General features: G+C 40.6%; 16 protein-coding genes. 13 read left to right on the top strand and 3 right to left on the bottom strand.

Annotated elements, in window-relative coordinates:
* The first annotated feature begins 4 nt into the window (after positions 1–4).
* The 5 genes from mlaD to murA are packed head-to-tail and all read left to right on the top strand — an operon-like array spanning position 5 to position 3,061.
* Positions 5–553, top strand: a complete 549-nt coding sequence (gene mlaD, locus RB215_RS12385; protein ID WP_011329190.1) for an outer membrane lipid asymmetry maintenance protein MlaD — start codon at positions 5–7, stop codon at positions 551–553.
* 5 nt (positions 554–558) lie between these two features.
* A complete protein-coding gene (locus RB215_RS12380) occupies positions 559–1,239 on the top strand; it encodes a phospholipid-binding protein MlaC (protein WP_011329189.1) in 681 nt (226 codons plus the stop codon).
* On the top strand, positions 1,232–1,525 hold the full coding sequence (locus RB215_RS12375; protein WP_011329188.1) for a lipid asymmetry maintenance protein MlaB: 294 nt from the start codon (positions 1,232–1,234) through the stop codon (positions 1,523–1,525). Before RB215_RS12380 ends, RB215_RS12375 begins: the two co-directional genes overlap by 8 nt.
* A gap of 5 nt (positions 1,526–1,530) precedes the next feature.
* A complete protein-coding gene (locus RB215_RS12370; protein ID WP_011329187.1) occupies positions 1,531–1,788 on the top strand; it encodes a BolA family protein in 258 nt (85 codons plus the stop codon).
* A gap of 13 nt (positions 1,789–1,801) precedes the next feature.
* Positions 1,802–3,061, top strand: coding sequence for a UDP-N-acetylglucosamine 1-carboxyvinyltransferase (gene murA / locus RB215_RS12365; RefSeq protein ID WP_011329186.1), 1,260 nt, complete (start codon positions 1,802–1,804; stop codon positions 3,059–3,061).
* Between the two features lie 67 nt (positions 3,062–3,128).
* Here murA and RB215_RS12360 read toward each other — a convergent pair whose 3' ends face one another.
* From RB215_RS12360 to RB215_RS12350, 3 genes are all read right to left on the bottom strand, one after another.
* Positions 3,129–4,211, bottom strand: a complete 1,083-nt coding sequence (locus RB215_RS12360; RefSeq protein ID WP_011329185.1) for a trypsin-like peptidase domain-containing protein — start codon at positions 4,209–4,211, stop codon at positions 3,129–3,131.
* Positions 4,212–4,310: 99 nt separating this feature from the next.
* A complete protein-coding gene (locus tag RB215_RS12355) occupies positions 4,311–5,663 on the bottom strand; it encodes a Do family serine endopeptidase (RefSeq protein ID WP_086995406.1) in 1,353 nt (450 codons plus the stop codon).
* A 393-nt stretch (positions 5,664–6,056) separates the two neighbouring features.
* Positions 6,057–6,491 (bottom strand): YhcB family protein, encoded by a 435-nt coding sequence (locus tag RB215_RS12350; RefSeq protein ID WP_011329183.1) that lies wholly within the window; start codon positions 6,489–6,491, stop codon positions 6,057–6,059.
* Positions 6,492–6,616: 125 nt separating this feature from the next.
* Here RB215_RS12350 and zapE point away from each other — a divergent pair, with 125 nt between their 5' ends.
* The 8 genes from zapE (at position 6,617) to RB215_RS12310 (ending at position 13,114) form a co-directional block, all read left to right on the top strand.
* On the top strand, positions 6,617–7,705 hold the full coding sequence (zapE, locus tag RB215_RS12345; protein ID WP_011329182.1) for a cell division protein ZapE: 1,089 nt from the start codon (positions 6,617–6,619) through the stop codon (positions 7,703–7,705).
* A 315-nt stretch (positions 7,706–8,020) separates the two neighbouring features.
* Positions 8,021–8,449: a 50S ribosomal protein L13 gene (rplM, locus tag RB215_RS12340; protein ID WP_011329180.1), complete on the top strand. Its 429-nt coding sequence runs from the start codon at positions 8,021–8,023 to the stop codon at positions 8,447–8,449.
* A gap of 8 nt (positions 8,450–8,457) precedes the next feature.
* Entirely contained in the window at positions 8,458–8,850 is a 393-nt protein-coding gene (gene rpsI, locus RB215_RS12335) for a 30S ribosomal protein S9 (protein WP_086995409.1), read from the top strand.
* 525 nt (positions 8,851–9,375) lie between these two features.
* Positions 9,376–9,966: a ubiquinol-cytochrome c reductase iron-sulfur subunit gene (gene petA / locus RB215_RS12330; protein WP_011329178.1), complete on the top strand. Its 591-nt coding sequence runs from the start codon at positions 9,376–9,378 to the stop codon at positions 9,964–9,966.
* Positions 9,966–11,231 carry a cytochrome b N-terminal domain-containing protein gene (locus RB215_RS12325; protein WP_011329177.1) on the top strand — a complete coding sequence of 422 codons (1,266 nt, stop codon included), beginning with the start codon at positions 9,966–9,968 and terminating at the stop codon, positions 11,229–11,231. The genes petA and RB215_RS12325 overlap by 1 nt, the downstream gene beginning before the upstream one ends.
* On the top strand, positions 11,228–11,971 hold the full coding sequence (locus RB215_RS12320) for a cytochrome c1 (RefSeq protein ID WP_011329176.1): 744 nt from the start codon (positions 11,228–11,230) through the stop codon (positions 11,969–11,971). The genes RB215_RS12325 and RB215_RS12320 overlap by 4 nt, the downstream gene beginning before the upstream one ends.
* Positions 11,972–12,050: 79 nt before the next feature.
* Positions 12,051–12,677 (top strand): stringent starvation protein SspA, encoded by a 627-nt coding sequence (gene sspA / locus RB215_RS12315; protein WP_011329175.1) that lies wholly within the window; start codon positions 12,051–12,053, stop codon positions 12,675–12,677.
* The gene (locus tag RB215_RS12310; protein WP_011329174.1) at positions 12,677–13,114 is read left to right on the top strand and encodes a ClpXP protease specificity-enhancing factor; all 438 of its coding nucleotides are present in this window, start codon (positions 12,677–12,679) and stop codon (positions 13,112–13,114) included. The genes sspA and RB215_RS12310 overlap by 1 nt, the downstream gene beginning before the upstream one ends.
* Positions 13,115–13,159: the final 45 nt, after the last annotated feature.

The following is a 13,159-nucleotide window of genomic DNA, read 5'->3' as shown; positions in this document are numbered from 1 at the left end:
GATAATGAATTCACGGAAATTAGAGATTTTAGTTGGTTTTTTTGTCGCATTAGGCATTTTAGCATTTGCTATGCTTGCGCTTAAAGTGGCCAACACTGGTATTAGTGGCTCAGGTGACACATACACACTTAATGCTAAATTTGAAAACATAGGCTCATTAAAGCCCCGTGCACCCATTAAAGTGGGCGGTGTGGTTATTGGTCGGGTAGAATCTATTTATGTTCATCCGCAAGAATTTTTACCAGTTGTTAATATGACCATTGATGCACAGTATTTATGTCGTTTTTCAGACACTAGCTCAATCTCTATTTTAACGTCAGGCATTTTAGGTGAGCAGTACTTAGGGATTAATCCTGTTATTGCACCAGAATCTGCAGAGCAGCGTTGTTTAGGTTTAACTGTGGTACATAACGAACAAGATCAAGCAATTGATGATTTATTTGGCGTAGAAAGTAAAGCGCTAGGTGACGGTGGATCTATTACCGATACTAAGTCTGCCTTAGTGCTAGAAGAGTTAATTGGGCAGTTTTTATTCAACCAAGGTAGTGAGTAATTATTATGTTGAAAAAGTTTTTAGTTATTGCAGCGCTTAGTACCCTAACGTTTGCACAGGTAGTTAAAGCTGCCGATGTTAAACTAACAGATCCTAACAAAATGGTACGTCAAGTGGCAGATAATACCTTTGAGCGGATCACAAAAGATCAGCCATTAATTATTAAAAATAATGAGCATTTACGTGTCATTGTTGAAGAAGAATTAATGCCCTATATTGACTACAAATATGCGGCACTGCGAGTGTTAGGCAGCGAAGTATCAAAAGTGCGTGCAATAACCGATGAAGCTGAAAAAGCGCGCGCAATTAAAGATATTCAGCGCTTTATTGTGGTATTTAGAGAGTACCTAGTAGCAACGTATGCAGGTGTTTTTACCCAATACACCAACCAACAAGTCGAGTTTGGCGCACCACAACCTTTTAAAGGTAAAGATGTGGTGGTAGTAAAAACCAAGATCATTGAAGCGGGTAAACCCGATATTAAAATTGACTTTAAAGTACGTGAAGACAGAAGTGGTGAATGGCGTGCTTACGATATGATTGCAGAAGGTATTAGCTTACTAGATGCAAAGCAAAGTGAGCTACAAGGCATGTTACGCCAACAAGGTATTGACCACGTAAGTAACCTTTTAGAGCAAAAGAGCCAACTGCCAGTACAGTTTAGAGGCAGCGACACCAATGACTAAGTTGGTGATAAGCCAAGTTGATGAGCAACATTTTCGAGTCAGTGGTGAGCTTACTCGAAGTTCAATTGGCGATGAAAAAGGCCTGGGCAGTCAGGCAATAACCAAGCATAAAATCTGCTACTTTGACCTTAGTGACGTATCTAGGGTTGACACAGCAGGCTTAGCTTGGTTAATTCACACTTTTGCGCAGTACAAGCAACAAGGCATTCGCCTTGAGTTGCAAAATCCACCTGAACAATTGCAAAATTTAATGCAATTGGGTCAAGTTACAACCCTATTTGAGTGAGAGTTATGGAAACTAGCCAAGTCGAAATATTATTACGCGATGAACTTCAATTAGCAGAAGTACATGTTAAAGCCAATGGTAGCCATTATGAAGTAATAGCTGTTGGCGAATGCTTTGACGGTTTAAGCCGAGTGAAAAAGCAACAGCTAGTTTATGGACCATTAATGAATACTATTTCAGATGGCACCATTCACGCAGTATCAATTCGCGCTTTTACTCCTGTAGAGTGGAAACGCGAACAAAAATTTATTTTACCGCAATAAAAAAGGCCCCTACATGGATCAATTTGTAATTCAAGGTGGCACTTCGCTTGCGGGTGAAGTTACTATCTCTGGCGCTAAAAATGCGGCACTTCCTATTTTATTTGCCGCATTATTAGCCGATGGTAAAAGTACGTTTACTAATGTACCGCGCTTGCGTGACATAGTTACCACCGAAGCGTTATTAAAAACCTTAGGTGCGAGTGTTAATTGGCAAGGCGACACGCTTGTGATTGACGGCGCAACAGTGGATAAAACACTTGCTCCGTATGACCTAGTTAAGCAAATGCGTGCATCGGTACTGACACTCGGGCCTTTAGTGGCGCGTTTTGGTGAAGCACAAGTGTCACTCCCTGGTGGCTGCGCTATTGGGGCTCGACCTGTGGATATTCATATTCAAGGTTTAGAGCGCATGGGCGCACAAATCAACGTAGAAAACGGCTATATTAATGCCAAAGTAAATGGTCGCTTAAAAGGCGCTGAAATCTTTATGGAGATGGTTAGCGTTGGCGCTACTGAAAACCTATTGATGGCCGCGACCTTAGCCGATGGCAAAACTGTGCTTGAAAATGCAGCTTGTGAGCCAGAAATAACAGACTTGGCTAATTGCTTAATTGCTATGGGCGCTAAAATTACGGGTGCGGGTACAAACCGTATTGAAATTGAAGGCGTTGAGCGCTTAGCGGGTTGTGAGCACCGTATTTTACCAGATCGTATAGAAACAGGTACTTTTTTAGTTGCTGCTGCTATGGCCGGTGGCGAAGTGCTGTGTAAGATGACCGATTTTCATTCACTTGAGCCGGTAATTGAAAAGCTACGTGCAACCAATGCATTGTTAGAAGTACATGACAACAGCATTTATTTAGATATGCGCGGCAGAGAATTAAAAGCCGTTAATATTAAAACAGCTCCGCATCCTGGTTTTCCTACCGATATGCAGGCGCAGTTTACCGCATTAAATGTAGTGGCTAATGGTAGTGCCACCATTACCGAAACTATTTTTGAAAACCGCTTTATGCATGTACCTGAGCTACAACGTATGGGCGCAAATATTCGCTTAGAAGGCAACACAGCTATTTGTGGTGATACAAAAACTCTTAGCGGTGCCCAAGTTATGGCAACCGACCTACGTGCATCAGCCAGTTTAATTTTAACCGGTATAGTGGCGCAAGGTGAAACGATAGTTGATCGTATTTATCATGTTGATAGAGGTTATGAGCGCATTGAAGATAAGCTCAGCGCGTTAGGTGCTAATATTAAACGTAGAAGTAGTTAAATAACTATTTAGTTAGTTAAGGTATTTTTAAAGGCCGGATAAGCTAATTTGCTATCCGGCCTTTTTATTAAAGCTTAGTTTCAAGCTCTGCAACCGTCACCATTATTTTTTCTATTTTACCATTGCGGTACAGCTCAAATTCTATTTCTTTACCGGGTTCGGTATTGCCTATTTTTTCTAACACTTTTTGTGGGTTTGCTACCGAAAGTCCTGCTATTTCAATTACAATATCTTGCTCTTCAATACCGGCCTGCCAAGCTGGGCCTAGTGGGTCTAAGTTAGTAATACGCATACCTGCCACGGGCGTTAGGCTGTCGTTTACTTCTTTGCCTGTGCTATCTACAGCTGTCCCCTCAAAGCCTAAGTAGCCACGAACCACTCGGCCATGGCGAATTAGTTTTGCCATAACCTCTTTTACTAAAGAGTAAGGAACCGCAAAAAATATTCCCTGTATGTTTAAGTTTTCGCGAGTTTTAAATTGCGCAGAAGTAATACCGACTAAATCACCATTGGAATTAACTAATGCACCGCCCGAATTGCCTACATTAATGGCTGCGTCCATTTGCAATAAATTATTATAAGGACTGTCGGTGATTTTTTGTTTGCCGGTGGCGCTAATAATACCTTGGGTAATGGTTTGCCCTAAATTTAAAGGGTTACCAATGGCCAGTACAATGTCGCCAACACTTGATGAGTAGTCATCGTTAACAGGAATAACAGGTAAGTGATCGGCATTAATTTTTAAGAGCGCAAGGTCAGTAATAGTATCAAAACCAATAAGCTGTACATCAAAAAAGCGTCGGCCATCGGTTAATATAACCAGTATTTGGTCGGCATTATTAATCACATGATAATTGGTAAGAATATAGCCATCTTGCGACATGATCACGCCCGAACCTAGTTCTTGTACGGTGTTTTGTCGTTTATAGCGTGGTTCTTTAGAAATACTTTCTGAAAAAACGGTGACTACCGAAGGAGCCGCACGCTTAACCGCATCTGAAAAGCTTAAATGGTTGCTACTCATAGCACTGGGCAGTGGCACATTAGGCAGCAATGCAGTGCGCATATTAGGACTAAAAAAAACCACTAAAAAAGCAATACCTAGGCCTGCAAATAGAGGAGGGAGTATAAATTTTAAGATTTTCAGCACAAGATTCTTATTGTTAGTGAGCAATTTCTTTATGATGGCCAAAAAAAATAACAGCGGCAAGTGCCGCTGTTACTTTTATTGCATTTTAACGGTTATAAATTATTGAATGAGTACAAATATAGACTCACGACCGCGTTTTACCCCTAATACAATGTTGCCTTTGATGTTTTCAATGATCTGGTTCATATCATTTATGCTTTCTACGCGCTGGCGATTTACTTGCACAATAATATCACCTTCTTCAAGACCAACACGCGCTGCAGGAGAGCGCGGATCTACCGTACTAACTTCAATACCCTTAGCGTTATTTTTCTTAACGTTTTCTAATGTGGCACCTTGAAATGCAGGGTGTAATTCTTCGCCTGTTGCGGTAATACCAGATGCGCCATCTAGGGTTACTTTAACGGTTTTTATCTTACCATCGCGGTAAATACCTAATTTAACGTCTCGGCCTTCGCCTAAGGTTGCTATTTTACTGCGTAATTCATGAAAGCCGCTAATATCACTACCATTAATGCTAATAATAACATCGCCTGCTTGTATGCCCGCTTTGCTGGCTGCAGTGTTATCCATTACTTGCATAACATACGCGCCCTGTTTTACGTCAAGCTGCTGTGCTTTGGCAAGCCCAGCATCGAGAGGGCGACCTGATATTCCTAGCGAGCCACGGCGAACTTCACCGTGTTCAATAATTTGATCAACTAAGTTTTTCATCATATTAGAAGGAATAGCAAAGCCAATACCTACGTTACCGCCAGATGCGCCTAAAATTGCGGTGTTAATTCCAATTAGCTCGCCATTTAAATTAACTAATGCACCACCAGAGTTACCTTGGTTAATAGCGGCATCGGTTTGAATGAAATCTTCGTAACCTTCAATATTTAAGCCACTGCGACCAAGTGCGCTTACTATGCCAGATGTAACCGTATGGCTTAAACCAAATGGGTTACCAATGGCAACAGCAAAGTCGCCCACCCGTAAATTATCAGAGTTAGCTAGCTTTACTGCGGTTAAATCATCTGCATCTATTTGTAATAAGGCGATATCAGACTCTTTATCAGTGCCAATTTTGGTTGCCTCAAACTCTCGGCCGTCTTCAAGGGTGACTATCATTTTTTCGGCGTCTTGGATCACATGGTTGTTAGTGACCACATAACCTTTCTTAGCATCAATAATAACCCCTGAGCCTAACCCGCTAAATTGACGTTTTTGACTGCGAGGTTGTGGGTTACCAAAAAAGAACTCCAGCGGATCGGCGCGGCGACGTATTTCTTTTGAGCCCGACACCTGGATACTGACAACACCAGGGGTTATTTGCTCTAACATAGGCGCAAGTGTTGGTAATTGTTGGCCATTTACTGCAATCGGCATTTTTGCGTAAGACGTAACCGGGCTCAATAATAGGCTAGTAGACAAAATAGCTGCGCTGATAAGTGATAATTTCATTTTCATAGTCAGGGTTTACTCCACTTAGGATAAGCGAAAACAAAAAGGGCTACTTTAAAAGCAGCCCTTTTCGGTTTATTTAGGGCCTGTTGACCTTTCAGGATTGTAATTTGTTCTATCTAGAGGGGGGTTAATCGCGGCGCGAGATTTGTAACCTAGTGGGCTAAGTAAAAACCGAGCAACAATGAGTAAATTCCCCCTAGGACGAACCCAAGGGCAGCGCATGTTTGTTATTTATGCTGCGTTATCGCCTGTTTATGTGAAATAACCACATGGCACAGGCTCTGCCTTGCCTAAAAATCAAACATACTGCTGCAAATTCAACCTCGAAAGAAAAACAGGCCCTTTAAAACAACAAAGCTGTTATATCTAAAGACTATGGGGTTGAAAAAAAGTTCATCAAGATGCTGTTGAAGATTTTGCTTCGCCAGCAAACAAACCAGACTCACCCGATACGTAATCAGCCGGCTGTGCATCGGCGTTAGAGCGATCTGAGCGGCGCTCTTTAAGTGAAGCTTGTAACTGCTCAGTCATCTCTTTAGAGAAAAAAGGTTCAGCAGGTGCTTTATTTCTGTCCTCTAGTAACAACTGATTAGTTTCTTCAACATGGCTAAGTAACTGATCGTAATTGTCTTTCATTTTAGTTACTAACTTACCAGTATTTGCTAAGTGATCAGCTACATCTTGTCGATATTGCTCTAGCGTATTTTTCGCTTGTTCAACCTGCTCTTCTAATTCATCATGCTTGAACTGTTTTTTAGTGACAAATGCACCGATGAAAAATGCGGCTATAGCAACAATAATAACTAAACCGACCCATGTAAATGTACCCATAAATATCACCTCTTTGGGAAAATAACTAACGAATATCTTAAATCAAACTAAGTCTAATATACCCTGACTAATGATGCGTGTTAATATGCTTTGTAAATTAAACTGCGTTTTAACTGTAAATAGATATGACTCCTTGGCAAACATACCAGCAAGACCTCAAGCGTGATGACTTTGTATACGACGCAGCACAAGAAAATGCTGTACGTCATTTACAGCGCTTATATGATGATTTAACTCAAGCAAAACCGCAACCTACCGGTTTTTTTGCAAAGCTATTTAATAAAACAGAGCCTGCACCTATAAAAGGTTTGTATTTTTGGGGCGGAGTAGGGCGTGGTAAAACGTATTTAGTTGATACCTTTTATGAAGCACTACCGGGGCAGCGTAAAATGCGCGTGCATTTTCACCGCTTTATGCACCGAGTACATGACGAGCTTAAAAAATTAAATAAAAAAGAAAACCCACTAGAAATAGTAGCTGATATTTTTAAAGCCGAAACCGATATAATTTGTTTTGATGAATTTTACGTTCAAGACATTACCGATGCTATGTTACTCGGTGGCTTAATGGAAGCACTGTTTGCTCGTGGCATAGTGTTAGTTGCTACGTCGAATATTATTCCCGATGAGTTGTATCGAAATGGCTTACAGCGCGCGCGCTTTTTGCCCGCGATTGCGCTTGTTAATGCAAATACAGAAATAGTAAATGTCGATTCGGGCATAGATTACAGATTAAGAACTTTAGAGCAGGCAGAGATATTTCACAGCCCACTCGATGAGCAAGCCGATAAAAACCTATTTGAATACTTTGATAAGTTATCACACGAACAGGGTAAATCTAATACCGCCATTGAAATTGAAGGGCGCATGATTAAAACCCGTAAAGTATCTGATTGTGTTGTAATGTTTGAGTTTAGCGAATTATGTGAAACCGCGCGTAGCCAAGTAGATTACATGGAAATTAGCCGTTTATATAACACAGTTATTTTGTCTAACGTAAAACAATTTGGGCAAGTGAATGACGACGCAGCAAGACGCTTTATTGCATTAGTAGATGAATTTTACGAACGCCACGTGACTTTAATAATTTCGGCAGAAAAACCCATTACAGAGCTCTATACTCAAGGTAATTTAAGCTTTGAGTTTAAACGCTGCATAAGTCGCTTACAAGAAATGCAGTCGCTAGAGTATTTAGCGAAAGAGCATTTAGCATAAAAGTTAGCGCCTTAGGGCTAATTTATTCTTTTGAGGAAGGGGCTCAATGCTAGAGCCCAATACACAGCGAAGGTCTTTTTAATATAAAGTGCCTAGCAGTTAAAAAATTTGTGGAAAAAACAACCCGCCGGTAGTAATGCAATAAAAGTGCTGATATACTCCCGCTCCTGCCACGTTGCGTTCTATGCCTTCATATAGTCTAGCCACTTGTGAGCGGCGCAAAAGTCTAAAACTCGAAGGGGTTATAGCAAACTTAGAGCAGTAGTTAATATTAACTACTTGTGGTTTTAATTGAAAAACATTGGATTTTTATAAATGAAAACGTTTGTTGCTAAACCAGAAACAGTAAAACGTGACTGGTACGTAGTTGACGCTGAAGGTAAAACTTTAGGTCGCATCGCTACTGAAATCGCTCTCCGCCTACGCGGTAAGCATAAAGTTGAATATACACCGCACGTAGATACTGGTGATTATATCATCGTTATCAACGCTGAAAAAGTTACTGTAACTGGTAACAAATTCAAAAACAAAGTGTACTATTCACACTCTGGTTTTCCAGGTGGTCTTAAGTCTACTACTTTTGATAAACTTCAAGCTGCAAAGCCTGAAATGATCATCGAAAAAGCTGTTAAAGGCATGTTGCCACGTGGTCCTTTAGGCCGCGCTATGTACCGTAAACTTAAAGTTTACACAGGTACTGAGCATAACCATGCTGCACAACAGCCTCAGGTTCTAGACATTTAAGGAGCACCATCATGGCAAATCAATACTACGGTACAGGTCGTCGTAAAAGTTCTAGTGCTCGCGTGTTCTTACGCCCAGGTACTGGTAACATCGTAATCAACAAGCGCTCTTTAGAAGAGTACTTTGGTCGCGAAACAGCACGTATGGTTGTTCATCAAGCTCTAGAGCTTGTTGATATGACTGAAAAGTTTGATCTTCACATCACCGTTTCTGGTGGTGGTACAACTGGTCAAGCTGGTGCAATCCGTCACGGTATTACTCGTGCACTTATGGAGTTTGACGAGTCACTACGTCCACAACTTCGTAAAGCAGGTTTCGTAACTCGTGATGCACGTAAAGTTGAACGTAAGAAAGTGGGTCTTAAGAAAGCGCGTAAGCGTCCACAGTTCTCAAAACGTTAATATTTACGTTATCAAGAATTCAAAAACCCAGCTTATGCTGGGTTTTTTGTTTTTCGCGACATAATAAATGGTAACTTTGACGATAGGTAATTGATAAACTCAGCGTGTTTAATGAGCAAAAGTAAAAAAACACTCAGTGAATACTAAAAAAGTTAAATAATTATCGTAATTAGTTTAAATCCATCAGTTAATTGGTGAATTTTTTTGCTACAATTGGCTGGCAAATAATGTGAGCAGGTTTAGCCCTAGCAAATGCAGTTGTTACTGCTTGTTTTGGTGAGGTTGACCTGAGTCAGTATATTATTTTTACAGAAGCGATATGATAGTCATTCGGCTTCATACTCGAGCTAACTTAATCTATTTTTTGAGCAAGTCAGGATTATTCGAGCATGGGGCTGTGAGTAACCTTGTTTTAAACAAGGATTTAAATATGATCGTTTCTATTTTATAATTCAAAAAAATTAACCTGCTGTAACTGATGTTCTCAATATAGCAAGTGTTGAGAATCATAGTGGAGATAAGTGGATGAGCAATGCGCCTGTAGACAATGGCCGACGTCGCTTTTTAACCATAGCTACCTCTGTTGTTGGTGGTGTTGGTGCGGCTGGGGCTGCTGTTCCTTTTATTGCGTCTTGGAATCCAAGTGAGCGAGCTAAATCTGCGGGTGCGCCTGTAGAAGTAGACATAAGCAAACTTGAGCCAGGACAATTAATACGTGTCGAGTGGCGTGGTAAACCTGTATGGGTTGTATCACGGACCCCAAAAATGCTTGAGCAAATGAAAGGACATGAAGATCAACTTCGTGACCCGCATTCGCAAGAGCCACAACAATTAGAATCATCAACAAATGATTACCGTTCATTGCGTCCAGAAATATTTTTGGCTGTAGGTATTTGTACTCATTTAGGATGTTCACCTAGCTTTTTACAAGGTGGCTTTGGTGAAAAAGTGGAAGGGACTGACGACGGTTTTTACTGTCCATGTCATGGTTCTAAGTTTGATATGGCTGGCCGTGTATTCCAATCGGTACCTGCACCATTAAACCTAGAAATACCACCATACACTTTTCTTGATGAAACCACTATATTAGTGGGCGAAGAACAAGGAGTGGCCTAATGTTTGGTAAGATTATTGGTTGGCTAGACGACCGTATACCATTGACACGTGTCTGGAACATGCATATTGCACAGTACCCAGCACCTAAAAACTTTAACTTTTGGTACTTCTTTGGCTCACTAGCTATGTTAGTACTAGTTAACCAAATTCTTACAGGAATTTGGTTAACTATGAACTATGTACCTTCTGCTGAGGGGGCGTTTGCATCAGTTGAATACATCATGCGTGATGTTGATTATGGCTGGTTATTACGTTATTTACACTCAACCGGTGCATCAGCGTTTTTCATCGTTGTATATTTACATATGTTCCGTGGCATGATCTACGGTTCTTATCAAAAACCACGGGAATTACTGTGGGTATTTGGTATGTTTATTTTCTTAGCGCTAATGGCCGAAGCATTCATGGGGTACTTATTACCATGGGGGCAAATGTCATTTTGGGGTGCACAGGTAATCATTTCACTATTTGGAGCAATTCCGGTTATAGGTGATGATTTAACACTTTGGATCCGTGGTGATTACGTAATATCGGGTGCAACGCTTAACCGCTTCTTTGCATTGCATGTTATTGCTTTACCATTAGTTATCGTGATTTTAGTATTTTTACACATAGTTGCACTACATGAAGTAGGGTCAAATAACCCTGAAGGCGTAGATAACAAGCGTAAAAAAGGTACGGTAGCTGAAGAAGATAAACCTAAGTTTAAGTTCCATGAATATTATACTGATAAAAAAGATATTCTTGATGCGATCCCGTTCCACCCTTATTACACAGTAAAAGATATTGTGGGTGTGGTTGGTTTCTTAATATTGTTCTGTTGGGTGGTGTTCTTTATGCCAGCCATGGGTGGTTTCTTTTTAGAAGCGCCAAACTTTGAAGCGGCTAACCCGCTGAAAACACCAGAGCATATTTTTCCAGTTTGGTACTTTACGCCATTTTATGCAATCTTACGTGCGATCCCTGATAAGTTAATGGGTGTTGCAGCAATGGGTGCATCTATTGTAGTGCTTGCGTTATTACCTTGGATAGATCGTGGTTCAGTTCGCTCAGTTCGTTACCGTTGTGGTTTCCACAAATGGAACATTGCAGGCTTTGTTGTTACTTTTGTTCTTTTAGGTTGGGTTGGTGCAACACCACAAACTGACATGAAAACAATTGTTTCGCAGATATGTACTGTGACTTACTTTATGTTCTTCGTACTGTTATTTGTATACAGTAAGAATGAAAAAACTAAGCCATTGCCTGAGAGGTTACTGAAATGATGAAAAAGCTACTTATTGGTTTATTTGCATTATCAATTAATGTGTTGCCGGCAATGGCTGCAGGTCCTTCAGTGGCATTATTAGATGCTGGTAATGATCTAACAGATCAGCCTTCGTTGCAACGCGGTGCTAAATTGTTCATGAACTATTGTGTTGCTTGTCATCAAATGCAATACCAGCGTTATGAACGTACTTTTCGTGATATCGGTATTCCAACGGAAATTGGCGCAGAACAGTTAATTTTTGACGGTTCAAAAGTAGGTAGCCATATTACCAATGCGATGGCGAAAGAAGATGCTGAAAAGTGGTTTGGTGCTGCGCCACCAGATTTAACTAACGTTGCACGTGTTCGTGGTTCTGATTGGATATATACGTATTTAAAATCGTTCTACAAAGATGAGTCACGTCCATTTGGCGTAAACAATACATTGTTTCCATCTGTAGGTATGCCGCATGTTCTGCAAGAACTACAAGGCTTACCAACAGCTATTACAGAAGAAGTAGAAGTGAATGGTCATACTGTGACCAGAATTATTGCTACTGAAACTGATGGCTCAGGTGAATTAAGTGTAGATGAATACGACCAAGCTGCTCGCGATTTAACCAACTTCCTTGAGTACGTGGGTGAACCTTCACGTCTTGAGTCAGAAGCAATAGGTATTAAGGTAATTGGGTTTTTATTCATCCTATTTATCTTGGCATTTATGCTTAAGAAAGAATACTGGAGAGATGTTCATTAAGTTTGAACATGTTTAAAGGTAATTTTGCAATAGGGGCTTAAGCCCCTATTGCTGTTTTAGTTATTTAATGGAGGTAGGCATGGCCGTAGCTGCCAATAAGCGCCCTGTAATGACCCTTTTTTCTGGTGCTAACTGTATGTATAGCCACCAAGTACGCATTGTACTTGCTGAAAAAGGTGTAAGTGTAGATATTCATTTGGCTGAAAAAGATAACCTGCCAGAGGCACTTCACGAAATTAACCCTTACGGTACAGTGCCAACACTGATTGACCGTGAGCTTGGTTTATATCAGGCAAATATCATCATGGAATACCTTGATGAACGTTTCCCTCATCCTCCACTAATGCCTGTTTACCCGGTAATGCGTGGCCGTAGCCGTTTAATGATGCACCGTATTGATACTGATTGGTACAGCCTAGCTGACAAAATCACTAACAACGCACCAGATGCTGCTCAAGCTCGTAAAGAGCTAACAGAAGCATTGCTTGCGGTTGCAGCAATCTTTAGCGAAGCACCTTACTTTATGAGTGAAGAGTTTAGCTTAGTAGATTGTTATCTTGCTCCACTATTATGGCGTTTACCTGAATTTGGTATTGAGCTTAACGGTGCAGGTTCTAAAGAGCTTAAAGAGTATATGATCCGCTTATTTGAGCGTGAATCATTCCAAGCTTCTTTAACTGAAACTGAGCGTGAGATCCGTTTATAATGACGCCTAATCGTCCTTATTTATTACGCGCTTTTTTTGATTGGATTGTTGATAACGAATGCACGCCACATTTAGTGGTTGACGCTGATTACCCTGCAGTACAAGTGCCAACACAGTTTGTGCAAGATGGACAAATTGTATTAAACATAAGTCCTTCAGCGGTAACCCAGTTTTCGTTAGATAATGAGCAACTTAGCTTTAGCGCGCGGTTTGGTGGTCAGCCAATGCAAGTGTATGTGCCTTTAAGGGCTGTACTTGCAATATACGCGCGTGAAAATGGCGAGGGTACGGTCTTTACAGCAGATGAGTTTTTAGAGGACGAAGACGATTTTGCTCCAGATTTTGAAAGTGTTGATTCATCAGCAAATTATGTTGACGAAACACCACCAGAAAAGCCTGAAAAGAAAAAAGGTTCGCATTTACGTGTTATAAAATAATACATTTTATAATTTGTTAATGGTAAAAGAAAAACCGCTAATAAG

The sequence above is a fragment of the Pseudoalteromonas sp. HL-AS2 genome (genome assembly GCF_031198805.1).
Taxonomy (GTDB): domain Bacteria; phylum Pseudomonadota; class Gammaproteobacteria; order Enterobacterales; family Alteromonadaceae; genus Pseudoalteromonas; species Pseudoalteromonas nigrifaciens.
This window is presented reverse-complemented; position numbering and strand designations above follow the sequence as displayed.

Excerpts from the sequence above, each read along its gene's own strand:
- mlaD (WP_011329190.1), top strand. The coding sequence starts at position 5 with ATGAATTCACGGAAATTAGAGATTTTAGTTGGTTTTTTTGTCGCATTA.
- RB215_RS12380 (WP_011329189.1), top strand. The coding sequence starts at position 559 with ATGTTGAAAAAGTTTTTAGTTATTGCAGCGCTTAGTACCCTAACGTTT.
- RB215_RS12375 (WP_011329188.1), top strand. The coding sequence starts at position 1,232 with ATGACTAAGTTGGTGATAAGCCAAGTTGATGAGCAACATTTTCGAGTC.
- RB215_RS12370 (WP_011329187.1), top strand. The coding sequence starts at position 1,531 with ATGGAAACTAGCCAAGTCGAAATATTATTACGCGATGAACTTCAATTA.
- murA (WP_011329186.1), top strand. The coding sequence starts at position 1,802 with ATGGATCAATTTGTAATTCAAGGTGGCACTTCGCTTGCGGGTGAAGTT.
- RB215_RS12355 (WP_086995406.1), bottom strand. The coding sequence starts at position 5,663 with ATGAAAATGAAATTATCACTTATCAGCGCAGCTATTTTGTCTACTAGC.
- RB215_RS12350 (WP_011329183.1), bottom strand. The coding sequence starts at position 6,491 with ATGGGTACATTTACATGGGTCGGTTTAGTTATTATTGTTGCTATAGCC.
- zapE (WP_011329182.1), top strand. The coding sequence starts at position 6,617 with ATGACTCCTTGGCAAACATACCAGCAAGACCTCAAGCGTGATGACTTT.
- rplM (WP_011329180.1), top strand. The coding sequence starts at position 8,021 with ATGAAAACGTTTGTTGCTAAACCAGAAACAGTAAAACGTGACTGGTAC.
- petA (WP_011329178.1), top strand. The coding sequence starts at position 9,376 with ATGAGCAATGCGCCTGTAGACAATGGCCGACGTCGCTTTTTAACCATA.
- RB215_RS12325 (WP_011329177.1), top strand. The coding sequence starts at position 9,966 with ATGTTTGGTAAGATTATTGGTTGGCTAGACGACCGTATACCATTGACA.
- RB215_RS12320 (WP_011329176.1), top strand. The coding sequence starts at position 11,228 with ATGATGAAAAAGCTACTTATTGGTTTATTTGCATTATCAATTAATGTG.
- sspA (WP_011329175.1), top strand. The coding sequence starts at position 12,051 with ATGGCCGTAGCTGCCAATAAGCGCCCTGTAATGACCCTTTTTTCTGGT.
- RB215_RS12310 (WP_011329174.1), top strand. The coding sequence starts at position 12,677 with ATGACGCCTAATCGTCCTTATTTATTACGCGCTTTTTTTGATTGGATT.